The organism is Plantactinospora sp. A48, from assembly GCF_055793945.1.
Genome location: NZ_JBTIXF010000065.1, coordinates 19,239 through 36,725, shown reverse-complemented (window position 1 = coordinate 36,725; position 17,487 = coordinate 19,239). Strand labels below are relative to the sequence as shown.

General features: G+C 70.7%; 16 protein-coding genes and 1 tRNA gene. 3 read left to right on the top strand and 14 right to left on the bottom strand.

What is annotated here, in order from left to right; translation table 11 throughout:
• Positions 1-143: 143 nt before the first annotated feature.
• The 11 genes from polA to ACXN5W_RS25250 form a co-directional block, all read right to left on the bottom strand.
• Positions 144-2,831 (bottom strand): DNA polymerase I, encoded by a 2,688-nt coding sequence (gene polA, locus ACXN5W_RS25300; protein WP_473160871.1) that lies wholly within the window; start codon positions 2,829-2,831, stop codon positions 144-146.
• A 147-nt stretch (positions 2,832-2,978) separates the two neighbouring features.
• The gene (locus tag ACXN5W_RS25295; RefSeq protein ID WP_473160870.1) at positions 2,979-3,785 is read right to left on the bottom strand and encodes an amino acid ABC transporter ATP-binding protein; all 807 of its coding nucleotides are present in this window, start codon (positions 3,783-3,785) and stop codon (positions 2,979-2,981) included.
• Positions 3,782-4,768, bottom strand: a complete 987-nt coding sequence (locus ACXN5W_RS25290) for an amino acid ABC transporter permease (RefSeq protein ID WP_473160869.1) — start codon at positions 4,766-4,768, stop codon at positions 3,782-3,784. Before ACXN5W_RS25290 ends, ACXN5W_RS25295 begins: the two co-directional genes overlap by 4 nt.
• Before the next feature lie 17 nt (positions 4,769-4,785).
• On the bottom strand, positions 4,786-5,691 hold the full coding sequence (locus ACXN5W_RS25285; RefSeq protein WP_473160868.1) for an ABC transporter substrate-binding protein: 906 nt from the start codon (positions 5,689-5,691) through the stop codon (positions 4,786-4,788).
• A 91-nt stretch (positions 5,692-5,782) separates the two neighbouring features.
• Positions 5,783-6,493 carry an ABC transporter ATP-binding protein gene (locus tag ACXN5W_RS25280; protein ID WP_473160867.1) on the bottom strand — a complete coding sequence of 237 codons (711 nt, stop codon included), beginning with the start codon at positions 6,491-6,493 and terminating at the stop codon, positions 5,783-5,785.
• Positions 6,483-7,247, bottom strand: a complete 765-nt coding sequence (locus ACXN5W_RS25275; protein WP_473160872.1) for an ABC transporter ATP-binding protein — start codon at positions 7,245-7,247, stop codon at positions 6,483-6,485. Before ACXN5W_RS25275 ends, ACXN5W_RS25280 begins: the two co-directional genes overlap by 11 nt.
• A 178-nt stretch (positions 7,248-7,425) precedes the next feature.
• The gene (locus ACXN5W_RS25270; protein WP_473160866.1) at positions 7,426-8,523 is read right to left on the bottom strand and encodes a branched-chain amino acid ABC transporter permease; all 1,098 of its coding nucleotides are present in this window, start codon (positions 8,521-8,523) and stop codon (positions 7,426-7,428) included.
• The gene (locus ACXN5W_RS25265; protein WP_473160865.1) at positions 8,520-9,470 is read right to left on the bottom strand and encodes a branched-chain amino acid ABC transporter permease; all 951 of its coding nucleotides are present in this window, start codon (positions 9,468-9,470) and stop codon (positions 8,520-8,522) included. Before ACXN5W_RS25265 ends, ACXN5W_RS25270 begins: the two co-directional genes overlap by 4 nt.
• A 105-nt stretch (positions 9,471-9,575) precedes the next feature.
• Positions 9,576-10,739 carry a branched-chain amino acid ABC transporter substrate-binding protein gene (locus tag ACXN5W_RS25260; RefSeq protein WP_473160864.1) on the bottom strand — a complete coding sequence of 388 codons (1,164 nt, stop codon included), beginning with the start codon at positions 10,737-10,739 and terminating at the stop codon, positions 9,576-9,578.
• 256 nt (positions 10,740-10,995) lie between these two features.
• On the bottom strand, positions 10,996-12,237 hold the full coding sequence (locus ACXN5W_RS25255) for a hypothetical protein (protein ID WP_473160863.1): 1,242 nt from the start codon (positions 12,235-12,237) through the stop codon (positions 10,996-10,998).
• 31 nt (positions 12,238-12,268) lie between these two features.
• Complete coding sequence (locus ACXN5W_RS25250; RefSeq protein WP_473160862.1) at positions 12,269-12,904, bottom strand: ANTAR domain-containing response regulator; 636 nt, start codon at positions 12,902-12,904, stop codon at positions 12,269-12,271.
• 110 nt (positions 12,905-13,014) lie between these two features.
• Here ACXN5W_RS25250 and ACXN5W_RS25245 point away from each other — a divergent pair.
• The 3 genes from ACXN5W_RS25245 (at position 13,015) to ACXN5W_RS25235 (ending at position 15,016) form a co-directional block, all read left to right on the top strand.
• Positions 13,015-13,090: transfer RNA gene (locus ACXN5W_RS25245), tRNA-Leu, on the top strand.
• 51 nt (positions 13,091-13,141) lie between these two features.
• Positions 13,142-13,894 carry a transcriptional regulator gene (locus ACXN5W_RS25240; protein ID WP_473160861.1) on the top strand — a complete coding sequence of 251 codons (753 nt, stop codon included), beginning with the start codon at positions 13,142-13,144 and terminating at the stop codon, positions 13,892-13,894.
• Positions 13,895-14,011: 117 nt separating this feature from the next.
• Complete coding sequence (locus tag ACXN5W_RS25235) at positions 14,012-15,016, top strand: LLM class flavin-dependent oxidoreductase (RefSeq protein ID WP_473160860.1); 1,005 nt, start codon at positions 14,012-14,014, stop codon at positions 15,014-15,016.
• Positions 15,017-15,067: 51 nt separating this feature from the next.
• Here the strand turns inward: ACXN5W_RS25235 and ACXN5W_RS25230 are convergent, their stop codons facing one another.
• The 3 genes from ACXN5W_RS25230 to ACXN5W_RS25220 all read right to left on the bottom strand — a co-directional run bounded on the left by ACXN5W_RS25230 (position 15,068) and on the right by ACXN5W_RS25220 (position 17,446).
• Positions 15,068-16,219, bottom strand: a complete 1,152-nt coding sequence (locus tag ACXN5W_RS25230) for a hypothetical protein (protein ID WP_473160859.1) — start codon at positions 16,217-16,219, stop codon at positions 15,068-15,070.
• Between the two features lie 2 nt (positions 16,220-16,221).
• Positions 16,222-16,752, bottom strand: a complete 531-nt coding sequence (locus ACXN5W_RS25225; RefSeq protein ID WP_473160858.1) for a SigE family RNA polymerase sigma factor — start codon at positions 16,750-16,752, stop codon at positions 16,222-16,224.
• 187 nt (positions 16,753-16,939) lie between these two features.
• Positions 16,940-17,446 (bottom strand): RrF2 family transcriptional regulator, encoded by a 507-nt coding sequence (locus ACXN5W_RS25220; protein ID WP_473160857.1) that lies wholly within the window; start codon positions 17,444-17,446, stop codon positions 16,940-16,942.
• Positions 17,447-17,487: the final 41 nt, after the last annotated feature.

Genomic DNA, 17,487 nt, shown 5'->3' with positions numbered 1-17,487 from the left:
CCACCCCACCCCCCACCCCCCACCCCCCCCTGTTAATCATGGGGTGAGCGGCCATTTGCAAAACAAAAAAGGCCGCTAACCTCATGATCAACCCGGGGGTGGGGGTGGGGGTGGGGGTGGGGGTGGGGTGGGGGGTCGGCGTGTCAGTGTTCGGCGGTGTTCCAGTCGCGGCCCGAACCGACCGAGACCTCGAGCGGCACCTCCAGCGGGTACGCGCCGCCCATCTCCCGCCGGACCAGCTCGACGAGCGACTCCCCCTCGCCCGGGGCCACCTCGAAGACCAGCTCGTCGTGTACCTGCAACAGCATCCGGGAGTGGAGTCCGGACTCGCGCAGGCCCGTGTCCACCCGCAGCATGGCCTTCTTGATGATGTCGGCCGCCGACCCCTGGATGGGGGCGTTCAGGGCCATCCGCTCGGCCATCTCACGCCGCTGCCGGTTGTCGCTCACCAGGTCGGGCAGGTAGCGGCGGCGACCGAGGATCGTCTCGGTGTAACCGTCCTGCCGCGCCCTGGCCACCACGGTCTGCAGGTAGTCGCGTACCCCGCCGAACCGGCTGAAGTACTCCTCCATCAGGCCCCGGGCCTCCTCGGCGGAGATGCCGAGCTGCTGGGCGAGGCCGAAGGCGCTCAGGCCGTACGCCAGGCCGTAGTTCATTGCCTTGATCTTGCGCCGCTGGTCCGGGGTGACCTCCGTGAGCGGGACGGCGAACACCGAAGAGGCGGTCGCCGCGTGGAAGTCCGCGCCGGAGTTGAACGCCTCGATCAGGGCCGCGTCCGCCGACAGGTGGGCCATGATCCGCATCTCGATCTGGCTGTAGTCGGCGGACAGCAGGCAGTCGTACCCGGCGCCCACCACGAACGCCCGGCGGATCCGCCGGCCCTCCTCGGTGCGGATCGGGATGTTCTGCAGGTTGGGTTCGGTGGACGACAGCCGGCCGGTGGCGGCCACCGTCTGGTTGAACGTGGTGTGGATCCGGCCGTCGTCGGAGACCGACTTGAGCAGCCCGTCGACGGTGGTCTTGAGCCGGGCCACGTCCCGGTGCCGCAGCAGGTGGGCCAGCAACGGGTGCTCGGTCTGCGCGAACAGCCACTGCAGGGCGTCGGCGTCGGTGGTGTAACCGGTCTTGATCCGCTTGGTCTTCGGCAGGTTCAGCTCGCCGAACAGGATCTCCTGGAGCTGCTTGGGCGAGCCCAGGTTGAACTCCCGGCCGATCACCTCGTACGCGCTCTGCGCCGCACCCTTGACCCCGGCGGCGAACTGGGCCTCCAGTTCGGACAGGTAGTCGGTGTCGGCGGCGATGCCGATGCGTTCCATCGCGCCCAGCACGCCGACCAGCGGCAGCTCCACCTCGGCCATCAGCCGGGTGGACAGCTCCCCGTCCCGGGACAGCTCCGTGTCGATCGCGTCGGCCAGGTCGAGGGTGGCCCGCGCGCGGAGCATGAGGTTCCGCTCGACCTCGCCGTCCTCGCCGAACCCGTCGAGGGTCAGCTGACCGTCGCTGGGCGCGTCCACCTTCAGCTCCCGGTGCAGGTAGCGCAGCGCCAGGTCGGTCAGGTCGTAGGACCGCTGGTCGGGGCGGGCGAGGTAGGCGGCCAGCGCGGTGTCCCGGACGACCCCGTCGAGGGTCCAGCCGTGCGCGGCGAACGCCAGCAGCGCCGGTTTGCTGTCGTGCAGCACCTTGGGTCGACCGGCGTCGGCCAGCCAGGCGCCCACCGCGGCGTCGTCGGACGGTTCCAGGGTGGCCGGGTCGAACCAGGCCGCCGCGCCGTCGGCGGTGGCCAGGGCCATCCCGGTGAGCGAGCCGGCTCCCCGGCCGAACGTGCCGGTCACGGCCAGCCCGCACCGGGTGCCGGGCGGCAGGTGCGCCTCGATCCAGCCGGCCACCGTGCCGGCGTCCAGCCGCTCGCCGGTCAGCTCGAAGCCCGCCTCCGCCTCGGGCTCGACCGCTTCGAGGTACTGGTAGAGCCGGTCCCGCAGGATCCGGAACTCCAGCGTGTCGAAGACCTGGTGGACGGCCTCGCGGTCCCAGCCGGTCCACCGGGCGTCCTCGGGCCGCAGCGGCAGCTCCAGGTCGGTGACCAGGCAGTTGATCTCGTAGTTGCGGATCACGTCGGCCAGTCGCTCGCGCAGGCTGTCACCGGCCTTGCCCTTGATCTCGTCGGCCCGGGCCACCACTCCCTCGACCCCGCCGTACGTGTTGATCCACTTGGCCGCCGTCTTCGGGCCGACGCCCGGGACGCCCGGCAGGTTGTCGCTGGCCTCGCCGACCAGCGCGGCGAGGTCCCGGTACCGCTCGGGGCCGACGCCGTACCGCTCGGTCACGGCGGCCGGATCCATCCGGGCCAGGTCGGAGACCCCCTTGCGCGGGTAGAGCACCGTGACCTGGTCGCCGATGAGTTGGAAGGCGTCCCGGTCGCCGGTGCAGATCAGCACCGACATGCCCTGGTCCCGGGCCTGGCAGGACAGCGTGCCGATCACGTCGTCCGCCTCGTACCCGGGCATCTCCACGACCGGGACCCGCAGCGCGGCCAGGACCTCCTTGACCAGGCTGACCTGACCGAGGAAGTCCGTCGGGGTCTCCTTGCGGCCGGCCTTGTACTCCGCGTACTTCTCCGTCCGGAACGACCGGCGGGACACGTCGAAGGCGACCACGATGTGCGTGGGCTGCTCGTCCCGCAGCACGTTGATCAGCATCGAGGTGAAGCCGTAGACCGCGTTGGTCGGTTGCCCGGTCGTGGTGGAGAAGTTCTCCACCGGCAGAGCGAAGAACGCCCGGTAGGCCAGCGAGTGTCCGTCGAGCAGCAGCAGGCGGGGGGTCGTAGCGGTCACAGCAGCGACTCTAGCCCGCCGCTCCGACACCCTCGACCAACGGCATGCGGTGTAAGGAAGGGCCCCCTGTTATCGCTTTTTGTATAGCAGGGGGCCCTTCCTAACGCCTCAGCTCGCGCGCTGGCGATCGGGCGGGCGATCGGGCGGTCAGAGCACCTTGTTGAGGAAGGCCCTGGTGCGCTCGTGTCGAGGGTTGGCGATCATGTCCCGGGGCGTGCCGGACTCGACCACCACGCCGCCGTCCATGAAGATCAACGAGTCGCCCACCTCGCGGGCGAAGCCGATCTCGTGGGTCACCACGATCATCGTCATGCCCTCGGCGGCCAGGTTCTTCATCACGTCCAGCACCTCACCGACCAGCTCCGGATCCAGTGCGCTGGTCGGCTCGTCGAAGAGCATCAGCTTCGGCTCCATGGCCAGCGCGCGGGCGATGGCCACCCGCTGCTGCTGGCCACCGGACAGCTGGGACGGGTAGTTGCCCATCTTGTCGCCGAGGCCGACCCGGTCCAGCAGCGCGGCGGCCCGGTCCCGGACCACCGACCGCTTCTCCCGGCGTACCCGCACCGGCGCCTCGACCACGTTGTCCAGCGCCGTCATGTGCGGGAACAGGTTGAACCGCTGGAACACCATGCCGATGGCCCGGCGCTGGGCGGCCACCTCCTTCTCGCGCAACTCGTGCAGCTTGCCGCCGCGCTCGGCGTAGCCGATCAGGTCGCCGTCCACCCAGATCCGGCCGGCGTTGATCTTCTCCAGGTGGTTGACGCAGCGCAGCAGCGTCGACTTGCCCGACCCCGACGGGCCGAGCACGCAGCACACCTCGCCCGGCCGTACCTTGAGGTCGACGCCCCTGAGCACCTCCACCGAGCCGAACGACTTGTGCACCTGGTCGGCATGCACCATCAGTCCGGTCTCCGCGGCCGGCGCCGCTGGTTGGGTCGGTACCACCCCGGTCATCCCGCACCCGCCGTTCCGCCACCGCCGCCGCCCTGCTCCACGGTCATTCCGCGCAGCCGCTGCCGGGCGTTCTCCGCCGTCCCGTACCCGCGGCCGAAACGCCGCTCCAGGAAGTGTTGCCCCACCAGCAGGATGCTGGTGAGGAAGAGGTACCACAGGCAGGCCGCCACGAACATCGGGAACGGCTGGAAGGTCCGCTTGCCCACCTGGTCGAGCTGGTTGAACAGCTCGATGCTCACCGGTACGTAGATCACCAGCGAGGTGTCCTTGAGCATCGCGATCGTCTCGTTGCCGGTGGGCGGCACGATCACCCGCATGGCCTGCGGCAGCACGATCCGGCGCAGGATCTGCCCCCGGCTCATGCCCAGCGCCTGGGCCGCCTCGGTCTGCCCCGGATCGACCGACTGGATGCCGGCCCGGACGATCTCGGACATGTACGCGGCCTCGGAGAGCGCCAGGCCGATCAGCGCCGCCGTGAACCCGGTCAACACGTCCCGGGAGGTGAAGCCGAACGCCCGCAGGTGCAGATCGGACACCCCGAACAGCGAGCCGAGCTGCGTGTCGAACGGCACCCCGAACTCGACCCGGGACCACAGGATGCCCAGGTTGCCGAACACCGCCATCAGCACCAGCCGGGGCACCGAACGGAAGAACCAGGTGAACACCCAGGCCACGGTCGACAGGATCGGGTTCGGCGACAGCCGCATGACCGCGACGATCACCCCGAGCACGATGCCGATGGCCATGGCGCTCACGGTCAGCGCCACCGTGCCACGCAGCAGACCCTGCACGATCGGCGGCCGGAACATGTTGTCAACCATGAACGGCCAGTTGAAGGCCTTGTTGGTCAGCAACATGTGGACGAACATCGCCACGAGCACGGCCAGCACCGCCACCGCCACCCAGCGGCCGGGGTGCCGCACGGGCACGGCGCGGATTGGTTCCGGCCGTGCCCGTACCGTCGAGTCGGTTTCGACGCTCATGTCAGCGCTCGCTCATGTCACGGGTTGATCGCCGGGTCGGTGATGGCCCCGTCGGCGACCTTCCACTTGTCCAGGATCGTCTTGTACGACCCGTCCGTGATCAGCGCCTTGGTGGCGTCCCGGACCGCCTCGGCGAACGCCGCCTGGTCCTTGGCCACCACGAAGCCGTACGGCGCGGCCTCGTACATCTTGTCCAGCAGTTCGAGCTGGCCGTTGGACTGCGTCACCGCGTACACCCCGACCGGGTAGTCGGCGAGCATGGCGTCGTCCTTGCCGGAGACCACGGACGAGGTGGCCTGGTCCTGGCCGGGGTACTCGTCGACCGTGATCGCCTTCTTGCCGGCCTCCGTGCACTTCTTCGACCGGGCCTTGATGTCGTCCACCTGCACGGTGTCCTTCTGGACCGCGATCTTCTTGCCGCAGGCGTCGTCGAGCTTGATGCCGGCCGGGTTGCCCTTCTTGGTCGCCCACTGCGTGCCGACCTGGTAGTAGCTGACCATGTTGGCCTGCTGCTTACGGTCCGGGTTGATGGTGAACGACGAGACGCCGACCTCGTACTTGCCGGAGGTGACGCCGGTGATGATGTCGCCGAACTGGGCCGAGACGAACTCGGCCTTCAGCCCCAGCTTCTGCGCCACCGCGGAGAACAGCTCGACGTCGAAGCCGATGATCGTCTTGCCGTCCTCGTCGACGAACTCGGCCGGGGCGTAGCTGGAGTCGGTGCCGACCCGGATCACGCCATCCGACTTGATCGCGTCCGGCACCTTCGTGGCCAGCGACGTGTCGGCCGAGGCGGACACCGTCGGGCCGGCGCCCGGGGTGTCGTCCTTCTTCTCACCGCAGGCGGCGAGCGACAGGGTGAGCAGCGCCGCGCCGGTCAGGCCGACGGCCGCCCGGCGCCAAGGGGTGGTGCTGGTGGACATCTCGTGCTCCTTTTTGGGGATGGGCGGGGTGCGGCGTCCGGCAGACCGACCGGGAGGGGCCGGTGGGTCGTCCCGACCCACCGGGCCTCCCCTAGGCCACACCGAGGTACGCCTCCTTGACCGCCGTGTCGTGCAGCAGCTCCTGGCCGGTACCGCTCTTGACGATGTGGCCCGTCTCCAACACGTACGCCCGGTGCGCCCGGGAGAGCGCCTGCTGGGCGTTCTGCTCCACGAGCAGGACCGTGGTGCCCTGCTCGTTGATCTCGGTGATGATCGAGAAGATCTGCTGGATCAGCATCGGCGCCAGGCCCATCGAGGGCTCGTCGAGCAGCAGCAGCTTCGGCCGGCTCATCAGCGCCCGGCCCACCGCGAGCATCTGCTGCTCGCCGCCGGACAGGGTGCCGCCGGGCTGGCGACGCCGCTCCAGCAGCCGGGGGAACAGCTCGTACACCCGCTCCAGGTCGCTGGCGATGGCCGGCCGGTCCCGGCGGGTGTACGCGCCCATGTCCAGGTTCTCCTGGACGGACATGCCGGGGAAGATCCCCCGCCCCTCGGGCGACTGGCTGATCCCGCGGACCACCCGCAGGTCGGCGCGCAGCTTGGTGATGTCCTGCCCGGCGAACCGGATCCGCCCGGCGGAGACCGGCCGGATACCCGAGATCGCCCGCATGGTGGTGGTCTTGCCGGCGCCGTTGGCGCCGATCAGGGCGACGATCTCACCTTCGTCGACCGTCAGCGAGATGCCGTGCAGGGCCTGGATCCGGCCGTACAGCAGGCTGACGTTCTCCAGCTCAAGCAGCATCGTCCGGAACCCCCAGGTAGGCCGCGATCACCTTCGGGTCCTCCCGCACCTCGGCGGGCACCCCCTCGGCGATCTTCTTGCCGAACTCCAGCACCACGATCCGGTCGGTGACGCCCATGACCAGTCGCATGTCGTGCTCGATGAGCAGCACGGTCACCCCGGTGTCCCGGATGGACTGGATCAGCCGGAGCAGGTCCGCCTTCTCCGCCGGGTTGAAGCCGGCGGCCGGCTCGTCCAGGCAGAGCAGGGTGGGCCGGGTGGCCAGCGCCCGGGCGATCTCCAGCCGGCGCTGCTCGCCGTACGAGAGGTTGCGGGCCAGCTCACCGGCCCGACGCCGGATACCGACGAACTCCAGCAGCTCGTACGCCCGCTCCCGGCCGTCGCGTTCCTCCCGCCAGTGCCGGGGCAGCCGGAACAGCGCGGAGACCACGCTGGTCCGGTGGTGCGCGTCGGCGCCGACCTGGACGTTCTCCAGGGCGGTCATCTCGGGGAACAGCCGGACGTTCTGGAAGGTCCGGGCGATGCCCGCCTTGGTGATGGCGTACTTCTTGCGGCCGACCAGCGACTCGCCCCGGAACCGGATGTCGCCGGAGGTGGGCCGGAAGACCCCGGTGATGGCGTTGAAGCAGGTCGTCTTGCCCGCGCCGTTGGGTCCGATCAGCCCGAGGATCTCCCCCTCGCGGATCTCGAACGAGATCCCGTCGAGCGCGACCACACCACCGAAGCGCAGGCCCAGGTCGTCGACCTCGAGCAGCGGCCGGCGAGTGGCGTCAGTCCCGGCCGTCGGGGCGCCGGCGTCAGTCCCGGCCGTCGGGGCCACGGCGCCGGGCGTACCGGCGTCCGCGGTGGCGCCGGGGACGTCCGGCTCGGTCGTGCGCGGCGCCGGCACGGGCGCGCCGGTGGTGTCCGGCTCGCTGGCCGAGGTATCGAGCTCACTCACCGACGATCACCTCCTTCTCCCGGTCCTTGAGTTCCTGCACCCGGCGGCGGTTCGGGATCAGCCCCTGCGGCCGGAACACCATGACCGCGATCAGCACCACGCCGAAGAAGAGGAACCGGTACTCGAACGCGTCCTGGCCGGCGATCTGGATGCCACGGAACCGCTCCGGCAGGTACGCGATCAGGGCACCGCCGAGAATCACCCCGGCGATGTTGCCCGACCCGCCCATCACGACACCGGCCAGCACCAGGATCGAGAACAGCAGCGCGAAGTTCGTCGAGTTGATGAACCCCTGCTCGCCGGCGAAGAGCGTGCCGGACAGGCCGCCGATCGCGGCCCCGATGGCGAACGCCCACAGCTTGAACCGGAACGTCGGCACGCCCATCGCCTCGGCGGCCTCCTCGTCCTCGCGGACCGCGACCCAGGCCCGGCCCACCCGGCTGCGGTCCAGGTTCCGCACCGCGAAGATCACGATGAGGATCAGGGTGAGACCGAGCCAGTAGTACGGTCGGGCGTCGATGACACCGAACAGCGGGGTGCCGTCCGACTTCTGTCCCGGCGGGTGCGGGATCTCGCCGAAACCGCGCTGGCCGCGCAGCACCGGCAGCGCCGTCGCGAAGACCCGGATGATCTCCGCGAAGCCCAGCGTCACGATCGCCAGGTAGTCCCCGCGCAGCCGCAGCGTCGGCCAGCCCAGCAGGACGCCGGAGACCATCACCACCGCGACCGCGATGGGCACGGTGACCAGCCAGCCCCACATGGTGCCCAGGTTGCTGTCCGGCGAGGTGAGCAGCGCCACGGTGTACGCGCCGAGCGCGAAGAAGCCCACGTAGCCCAGGTCGAGCAGGCCGGCCTTGCCGACCACCACGTTCAGACCCAGGGCCAGCAGCACGTAGTACGAGACCGTGAACAGGGTGGTACCCCAGTCGGTCTCGGTCGTCACGATGCCGGGAATCTCGATGTTCGGCAGCGCGTAGCAGAAGGCCACCGCGGCGATCGCCACCACCCAGCGGGCCGGCCGGGGCAGCGCGTGCCACCGGCTGCGCAGCGCGTCCAGCCCGGACCGGTAGCTATTGACGAGGGTGCTCATGCCCGGGCCCTCCCCAGCGACTCGCCGAGCAGGCCGGTCGGCCGGAACAGCAGGATGACGATCAGCACCACGAACGCGACCACCGCGGTCCACTGCTGGCCGAACAGGCCGGAACCCCAGCCCTCGAAGATGCCCAGCAGCAGGCCGCCGACCAGCGCGCCCCGCAGGTTGCCGATCCCGCCCAGCACCGCGGCGGCGAACGCCTTGATGCCCAGGTCGAAGCCGACGGTGTTGTTCGTACCGGTGATCTTGATGTCGTACATCAGCGCCGCCGCGCCGGCCATGATCCCGCCGAGCAGGAAGACCAGCGAGATGACCCGGTCCTTGTTCACGCCCATCAGCGCGGCGGTGTTCGGGTCCTGGGCGATGGCCCGGACGCCACGGCCGAGCCGGGTGCGGTTGATGAACAGGTCCAGCGCGACCATCAGCACGATCGACAGGACCACGATGCTGACCTGGAGGTTGGTGATCGAGGTGCCGGCGATGTTGACCCACTCGTGCTGGCGGACCAGCGGGGGCACGCCCGCCGGCTTGCGGCGGGTCCACACCCCGACCGCCTCGGACAGCACCACCGAGGCGCCGATCGCGGTGATCAGGAAGGTCAGCACCGGGGCGTTGCGCTTGCGCAGCGGTCGATAGGCCACGAACTCCAGGGCCAGCGCCGTGACGCCGGAGACCAGGCAGGCCGCGAGCAGACCGAACAGCAGGTAGGCCAGCGCCACGCCGAGCGCCGGGGTGGCCGAGTCCTGGTTCAGACCGATGAACTTCCACGCCACGATCGCGGCGAAGGTGCCCACCATGAAGACCTCGGAGTGGGCGAAGTTGATCAGGCGCAGCACGCCGTAGACGAGGGTGTAGCCGAGGGCGAACAGCGCGTAGATGGCGCCCTGCGCGAGCCCCTGGACGGTGAGGTCTCCGAAGTTGGAGAACAGGTCGTTGAAGTGCACGTCGAAACTCCCGAGGGACTGGACGGACGGTGCGGCCGGGAGGAGCCTCCCGGCCGCACCGTCGTCGTGGCGGGACCGATCAGGACTGGCCGGTCCCACCCCAGGTCACTGAGCCGCCTTGATCTCCTGGTCCTCGACGATCGCGCCGCCGGTGACCTTGTACGCCCAGACCTTGAAGAACTGCGGGTCCAGTTCGCCCTTGTCGGTGAACTTGTAGGTGTTGGCCACACCCTCGTAGGTCACCCCGTTGATGAAGGTGAGCATCTTGTCCTTGGTGGTGTTGCCCTCGTCGATGCCCTTGAGGAAGATGTTCGCCGCGTCGTACGCGATGTCGCTGTACGTACCCGCGTCCTGGTTCCACTTGGCCTTGTAGGTGGCCGCGAAGTCACCCTTGGCCGCGGTGGCCGGGGCGCACGGGCAGGTCAGGATGCTGCCCTCGGCGTTCTCCTTGCCGGCGGTCTCGATGTAGCCGGGGTCCTTCACGCCGTCCGCGCCGACCAGGGTCGCCTTGGAACCCTGCGACCGCATCTGCTTCACCAGCAGACCGGCCTCCTGGTAGTAACCGCCGTAGAACACCGCGGTCGCCCCACTGGCCTTGATCTTGGTGATGACCGGGCTGAAGTCCTTGGTGACGTTGCGCTCGACCTTGTCCGAGCCGGCCACGCCGGCGGCCAGGCTGTTCTTCACCACGTCGGCCAGACCCGCGCCGTACGCGCTCTGGTCGTCGACGACGTAGACCTTCTCGGCCTTCAGCACGTTCTTGATGTAGGCCGCGGCGGCCGGACCCTGCGAGTCGTCGTTCGCCAGGCCGCGGTGGAACGTCTTCCAGCCCTTGGTCGACAGGCTCGGCCGGGTGGCCGACGGGGAGATGATCGGCAGCTTGGCCTCCTCGAAGGCCGGGGCGGCAGCCTCGGTCTCACCGGAGAAGGCCGGGCCGACCACACCGATGATCTTGGAGTCCTTCACGACCTCACGGGCCAGACCCGGGGCCTGCTTCTCGTCGCCCTGCGAGTCCTTCTCGACCAGGTCGACCTTGCAGTCGGCGTGCTTCTCGTTGTACTGCTCGACCGCGAGCTTCGCGCCGTTCTTGATGTTGATGCCGAGGTTGGCGGCGTCGCCGGTCAGGGCGCCGAAGAAGGCGATCTTGAGCCCGCACTTGTCGCCGGACGCCGATCCGCCGCCATCACCGCCCCCACAGGCCGATGCTCCGACCACCAGGGCACTGGCGAGCGTGAACCCGCCAACAACACGTACGAGCTTCTGCCTCAAGGCACGAACCCCTTCTCATACGGCGGTCCCGGCCACCCGTGAGCCAGCCGCGGGCGTGCCGAACCTAACCACTAAGCCGATCTGCGCGGGGACGTTATCCCACCCGCCAGCAGCGGGGGTAGACCCCGGGTGCGGCATTGACCTAACCGTTACACGGCGTCATGGATCAACTTCCCCAGCTGTAAGACCGGCCCACCCAGTCCCAGCCTCACCTGCTGTTACGGGGTAACGTGCAGGCGCCTGACCACCCCTCACATCACCCGGAGCGGTCACCGGCCGGAGCCCACCACAGGTCGGCCCGGCCTCCGTCGTCGACCGCGAGCACCACCCGATCACCGGCCGCCGCCACGGCCACCCGCCGGTCCGCGCCGCCACCCGGCAGCGACCGCGGCGGGGCCGCCAGCCGCCAACCCGCACCGTCGCCGTCGGAAACCCACAGGGCGTACCCCGAGCCGTCGACGGCGACCGCGAACAGCCGCCGCCCGGCCGCCCCGAGGCCCTGGACCGCCGGTGCGACGCCCCCGTCCCCGCGCCGGCCGGCGCCGAACCGCCCCACCTCGGACCAGCCGGCCGGATCCTGGCGCCAGACGCCGAAGCCGTCATCCACCGGTCCCGCCGCGACGGGCCGGCCGGCCAGCAGGGTGACCCGGTGCAGCTCACCGACCGCCGTCGACCGGCCCGACGCCGCGCCAGTGGCATCCCCGGAGGCAGCCGGTCCGCTCACCTCGACCGCGCCGCCGCCCGGCCCGGCCAGCGGGATCCACCGCCAGTCCCGGCCGACGCCGGCCCACCCCACCGGCACCGGATCCAACCCGGTCGGCGGGTCGACGGCGCCCACCACCAACCAGCCGGAACCCACCGCCACCGCGTCGAAGGCGCGGACCCGGCCGCCGGCCGGCGACCCCGGCAGACCCACCACATCCCGGTACGCCCCACCGTCGGCGGACTCCCAGACGCTCGCCCCCGCACTCCGGTCCCCGGCGACCAGCCAACCCGCCGACCCGCCCGCGATCCGCGCCAGGTCCACCGAGTCGGGTGCCCCGGACGAATCGGTGGGCGCCGGCACCTCCACCAACCGGCCCCCGGACTGGCGCCACAGCGACGTCCGCGCGTTGCCGTGCGCACCGCCCCGTTTCGCGCCCACCGCCGCCAACCGGCCGTCCCGGCAGCCGGCCGCGTACAGCACGTTCCGCCGGCCGTAGACGCTGCTGGCCTCGATCGGCAGCGCCGACCAGCCGGCACCGTCCGAACTGATCCACGCGGCCGGTCGGGTGTCACCGTCAGCGCCGCGCAGGCCGCCCACCAGGAACCACCGCCCCGCGCAGGTCACCAGGTCACGGAGCAGGGGCGTACCGGCCGGTCCGGCCGGGGCCGGCAGCGCGATCGCCCGCCAGGCCAGCGTCACGGGCACGACCGGCGCCGGCCGCCGGGCGGCGCAGCCCAGGAGCAGGAGCGCGACGACCGTGGTAGCCGCCACCGCACGCGCCAGTCGACCCATCCCGCGACGCTATCGACGCCGACGTGTCGGCTCAGTCGACCGACGGCGGCTCGGCGGACGGTGCCGGACCACCGCTGAGGTCCTCCGCCAGGATCCGCTCCGCCACGTCCCGCATCGTCATCCGGTGGTCCATCGCCGTGCGCTGGATCCACTTGAACGCCTGCGGCTCGGTCATCCCGTACGCCGTCATCAGCGCGCCCTTGGCCCGCTCCACCGTCTTGCGGACCTCCAGCCGGTCGGTCAGGCTCGCCACCTCGGCCTCCAGCGCGGCGACCTCCGAGTAGCGGGACAGCGCGATCTCGATGGCCGGCACCAGGTCGCTCTTCTGGAAGGGCTTCACCAGGTACGCCATCGCACCCGCCGCGCGGGCCCGCTCCACGAGATCGCGCTGGCTGAACGCGGTCAGGATGATCACCGGGGCGATCCGCTCGGCGGCGATCCGCTCGGCGGCGGCCAGGCCATCCATGATCGGCATTTTGATGTCCAGGATCACGAGGTCCGGCTTCAACTCCTCAGCAAGCCGCACGGCTGTCTCGCCGTCCGCGGCCTCCCCGACGACGTCGTAACCCTCCTCGACCAGCATTTCCGCCAGGTCAAGCCGGATCAGCGCCTCGTCCTCGGCGATGAGCACCCGGCGGCGCTCAGCACCCGCCTGCATCTCGGCCACAGCCCGTACCCCCACCATGCACGTCCGCGTTTCGGCGACCCCCGGGCGGGTGTCGCCGCCCCAAGCGTAGTGGGTACCCTATGCGAGGTCGGAGCACCATTCCGCCGACGGTCCCCGTAGTCCAAGGGCAGAGACACGGAGCTCAAACCTCCGACAGTGTGGGTTCGAATCCCACCGGGGGCACCATCACCAGCGCATCTGTGCGTTCTTGTCGCACTGTCGTTCGAGAATGTCCGCATGCGTTCCCTGGAGGTCCGGGCCCGCGCCCGGCAGATGTACGAGTCCGGCGCCACGGTGGCGGACACGGCACGCACCCTGGGTGTGCCGTACCACACGGTCCGGGACTGGTGCCGGGCCCGGCCGGCTCGGGCCGACCCGGGCGGCACGGCCGCCCGATGCTTCCGCTGCCACCCGTCGGTGGCGCCGCCACCCGATGAGCCGGCCTACGCCTATCTGCTCGGTCTCTACCTGGGGGACGGTCACCTGGTCGCCTCGGCACGGGTGCCGGTGCTCCGGGTCGCCTGCGCGGACAAGTGGCCGGGACTGATCGACGAATGCGAACGCGCCATGCTCGGGGTGCTGGCCACGTCGGTACAACGGGTTCCCCAGCAGGGATGCGTGTCGGTGCAGAGCTACGGCCGGCACTGGCCCTGCCTGCTGCCCCAGCACGGTCCCGGCAAGAAGCACGAGCGGACCATCACGCTGGCGGACTGGCAACGTCCGATCATCGCGCGGCAGCATGGCCATTTTCTGCGCGGTCTCTTCCACTCCGACGGTGCCCGCTTCGCCAATCCCGTGCGAATCCGCAGCAGGACGTACGTCTATCCCCGGTACATGTTTGTCAACGAGTCGGCGGACATCATGCGGCTCTGCCAGCAATCCCTTGACGCGCTGGGCATCGCCTGGCGGATGAACCGGCCCAACTCGCTGTCCGTGGCCCGTCGGCAGGCGGTCGCGGCGCTCGACCGGCACGTCGGTCCGAAGCGCTGACCGCCCGGCGGTCGGACCGGCGACGGGGCGTCGACCGGCGACCGGGCGGGCGGCTGGACGACGAGAGTAGGCCCACGCTGCGGAACAATCCCGGCCGGCCGGGAGTTGGCCCCAGTCGTGATCGACGTACCGCTCTCCGTTCTCGACCTGGCACCCGTGGCCGCCGGCACGACCGCCGGGGCCGCCCTGGCGCACACCACCGAGTTGGCCCGGCGCACCGAGCAGCTCGGCTACCGCCGGTTCTGGGTGGCCGAGCACCACAACATGCCGGGCATCGCCAGCTCGGCCCCGGCGGTGCTGCTGGCCCACCTGGCGGCGAACACCTCGACCATCCGGGTCGGTTCGGGCGGGGTGATGCTGCCCAACCACGCGCCGCTGGTGGTGGCCGAGCAGTTCGGCACCCTGGAGGCGCTGCACCCGGGTCGGGTGGACCTGGGCATCGGCCGGGCCCCCGGAACGGACCAGGTCACCGCGCTGGCGCTGCGCCGGACCATGGAGGGGCTGTCCGCCGAGGGGTTCCCGCGCGAACTCGACGACCTGCTCAACTACTTCACCGGCGAACGGCCCGGGCCGATCAGCGCGACCCCCGGGCGGGGTGACAAGCCCACGGTGTGGCTGCTCGGTTCCAGCGGGTTCAGCGCGCAACTGGCCGGCCTGCTGGGGCTGCCGTTCTCGTTCGCTCATCATTTCAGCGCCGCGAACACCCTGCCGGCGCTGGCGCTGTACCGCGAGTCGTTCCGGCCGTCGAAGTGGCTGGAACGGCCGTACGCGATGGTGGCGGTGAGCGCGATCTGCGCCGACACCGACGAGCGGGCCGAGTGGCTGGCCGGGCCGAGCGCGCTGTCCTTCCTGCGGCTACGGTCCGGTCGCCCGCAGCCGATGGCCAGCCCGGAGGAGGCCGCCGCGTACCCGTACACCGAGCTGGAACGCGACTTCGTGGCGCAGCGCCGCGAGGGCCAGGCCATGGGTTCGCCCGAGACCGTCGGCCGGCAGCTCGCCGAGCTGGTGGCGCGGACCGGCGCGGACGAGCTGATGCTCACCACCCTGGTGTACGACCTGGCCGACCGGGTGCGGTCCTTCGAGCTGATCGCCGAGCGGGTGGCCGGCGGCCTGCACCGCTGAGCGCCCGTACCGGCGAGCCGCCTCGCGGGTCGCCGGTACGGGCCGTCGTGTTCAGCCGACCAGCGCGGGCCTCCAGCGGGCCGGGTCCTCGACCATGGTGATCTGCTGGAAGAGATCCTTGGCGCTGATGCGCTCCCTCATGGCCGTGGTCTCACCGACAGAGACCTTGTCCCCGTACACGTCGGTATCCATGAGTAGCAATCGCGGGCCGGAAAGGGGGAAGCTGACAGAAGGCCAGTCCACCATCATGGGGGATTCCATGTCCCGGTCCCTCGGGCGCGTAGAGGGCGCCTCCATTCCGATGCCGGCCTGGCGGGCCGACACTGCGGCCGGGTCGGCGCCGGCGGGCTGGTCGGTGTACGTCATGCTCGTCTCCCACGGCCGGGATGAGCCGGGCATGTCGATAACATCGACATACAGCGGCCGTAGCCGTAGCCCGGCGGGCCCCTCCTTGAGGCGCCAGGGCAGGGCGAGCGGTTCGGTGGTGCTGAGCCGCAGCGACTGGGCGACCCGCACCGCGGTGGCCCGGACATCGGGTCCGCTCTCCCGTCCGGAGACCCGGACCTCCGCCCAGCCGCCGGGCGCGTACTGCCAGCGCAGGAAGACCTCGTCGAGTTTCGTCCCGCTGTAGGTGACGAACGTCGCCGGTACCCCCCGGATCGCCGGGGCGGGGGCCGTCGAGGTGATCGTGATCGGCTTGTCACCCCGCTTCGCGTTGAGGCGCCTCGGGCCGGCCGGCGCCGCGTCCCGGGGGTAGAGGCGCACCGCGACGCCACGCCATTCGGAGAGGATTCCTTTGGAGTCGCGGTCTCCGGCGCTGGCGACCAGCCGTACATCAGGCCCGTCATTGGCCAGTCCGGCCCAGTACTGCAGCTGCCTGGTGCCGGCCGGCCGCCAGCCGAACCGGACGTACGCGATGGTCGGGTCGATGTTCTCCAGCGCGGTGGGGATGCGGGACCGGTCGGCCGCTGATCCGCCGGCGTGCCCGGCGATCGGCGCGGAGTCGGCTGGCCAGAGGTTCGGCACGGTGACCGTCCCGCCGACGACCACGAGCGCCAGCAGCGCGGCGGCCGAGGTGTGCCGGATCCGGCGCTGCCGACGGCCGTCACGCATGGCGCGTCCAATGTCGAGGGCGGCCGTCACCGGAGCCTCGGTCGGCGTTTCGAAGTGCATCAGTCGGGTGAGTTCGTCTTCATCGATCATGGTCAGCTCCGCTCGATCGAGCTTGTCAGACTGGTCGGCTCAAGGAGCCGGCGTAACGCCGTGAGGCCCCTTGAGGCGTGGCTCTTCACGGTTCCCTGGGTGCAGCCCAGTGCGCTGGCCGTCTCCTCGACGGACAGGTCGTGCAGGTAGCGCAGGACGAGCACGGCGCGCTGCCGGGGTGCGATCTCCCGCAGCGCGGCCACCAGGTCGAGCCGGTCGGCGGGGTCGACGCCGGCCACGGCCGGCGGTTCGATCGGTCGGCCGGTCAGTCGGACCCGGGCCCAGCCGAGCCGGCGTTCGTCGATGAGCCGGCGGATGAGCATGGTGCGGACCAGCGCGTCCAGGTTGTTCGCGCGCCGGGACCGGGACCAGGTGCGGTACAGCTCGGTGAGCACCCGTTGCACGACATCGTCGCCACGGTGCCAGTCGCCGGCCATCAGGAAGGCGGTACGCCGCCAGTCCGGCAGTTTCGTCCGTACGTACTCGGTGTATTCGGCGTCCGGGTCGTCCCGTCCGCTCGTCGTCGATCGCATCTGCCCGCATCAGCCCCTCCGGTCGCAACCGCCGTGTTCGCCCCTACGTCGGGTCGGACCGGTCGGCGCGTTGTCATCGGAGCGGCGGTATTTCCGGATCGCGGTGGGCAACCGCGACGGTCAGCAACGACGGGAGATTATGGACCGTCGGCGGGCAGGCACGGCGGTCCGGAAGAACGCGGGGCGGTCAGACCCAGGCTTCGGGGTCGGCCGTCAACTCGGTGACCCGCTTCGGCAGGACCCCCGCCGCCACGTCGGCGATGGTGACCAGTTCCAGGATCTGCCGTTCGTTGGCCCGCAGCGCGATCCAGACCTCCTGGAGCGCCCGCGCCGCGCCCTGGTAGCCGAGTTCCTCGGGGCGCTGCCCCCGGACGTTGGCCAGCGGCCCGTCGATCACCCGGATCACCTCGGCCAGCGAGATCTGCTCGGCGGGCCGGGCCAGCGAGTATCCCCCCTCCGGGCCGCGCTGGGCCTGCACGATGCCGCCCCGGCGCAACTGGAGCAGGATGCTCTCCAGGAACTTGGGCGGAATGCCCTGCGCCTTGGCGACCTGCTCAGCGGTCACCAGTCGGCGGACGCCAGCGGTCCGAGCACCCGCGACGGGGGCGGGCTGCTTGGTGACGTCACGGTCGATGGCGGCAGCGAGTTCGGCAACGGCGCGCAGCGCGTAGTCAACCCGGGCGGAAAGTCGCACGGGACCAGGCTAGTCGGACGGCAGCGCCGACCGGGCGGCGG

Excerpts from the sequence above, each read along its gene's own strand:
- ACXN5W_RS25255 (WP_473160863.1), bottom strand. The coding sequence starts at position 12,237 with ATGGGTCGACTGGCGCGTGCGGTGGCGGCTACCACGGTCGTCGCGCTC.
- ACXN5W_RS25285 (WP_473160868.1), bottom strand. The coding sequence starts at position 5,691 with ATGTCCACCAGCACCACCCCTTGGCGCCGGGCGGCCGTCGGCCTGACC.
- ACXN5W_RS25230 (WP_473160859.1), bottom strand. The coding sequence starts at position 16,219 with ATGATCGATGAAGACGAACTCACCCGACTGATGCACTTCGAAACGCCG.
- ACXN5W_RS25280 (WP_473160867.1), bottom strand. The coding sequence starts at position 6,493 with ATGCTGCTTGAGCTGGAGAACGTCAGCCTGCTGTACGGCCGGATCCAG.
- ACXN5W_RS25295 (WP_473160870.1), bottom strand. The coding sequence starts at position 3,785 with ATGACCGGGGTGGTACCGACCCAACCAGCGGCGCCGGCCGCGGAGACC.
- ACXN5W_RS25270 (WP_473160866.1), bottom strand. The coding sequence starts at position 8,523 with ATGAGCACCCTCGTCAATAGCTACCGGTCCGGGCTGGACGCGCTGCGC.
- ACXN5W_RS25240 (WP_473160861.1), top strand. The coding sequence starts at position 13,142 with ATGCGTTCCCTGGAGGTCCGGGCCCGCGCCCGGCAGATGTACGAGTCC.
- ACXN5W_RS25290 (WP_473160869.1), bottom strand. The coding sequence starts at position 4,768 with ATGAGCGTCGAAACCGACTCGACGGTACGGGCACGGCCGGAACCAATC.
- ACXN5W_RS25225 (WP_473160858.1), bottom strand. The coding sequence starts at position 16,752 with ATGCGATCGACGACGAGCGGACGGGACGACCCGGACGCCGAATACACC.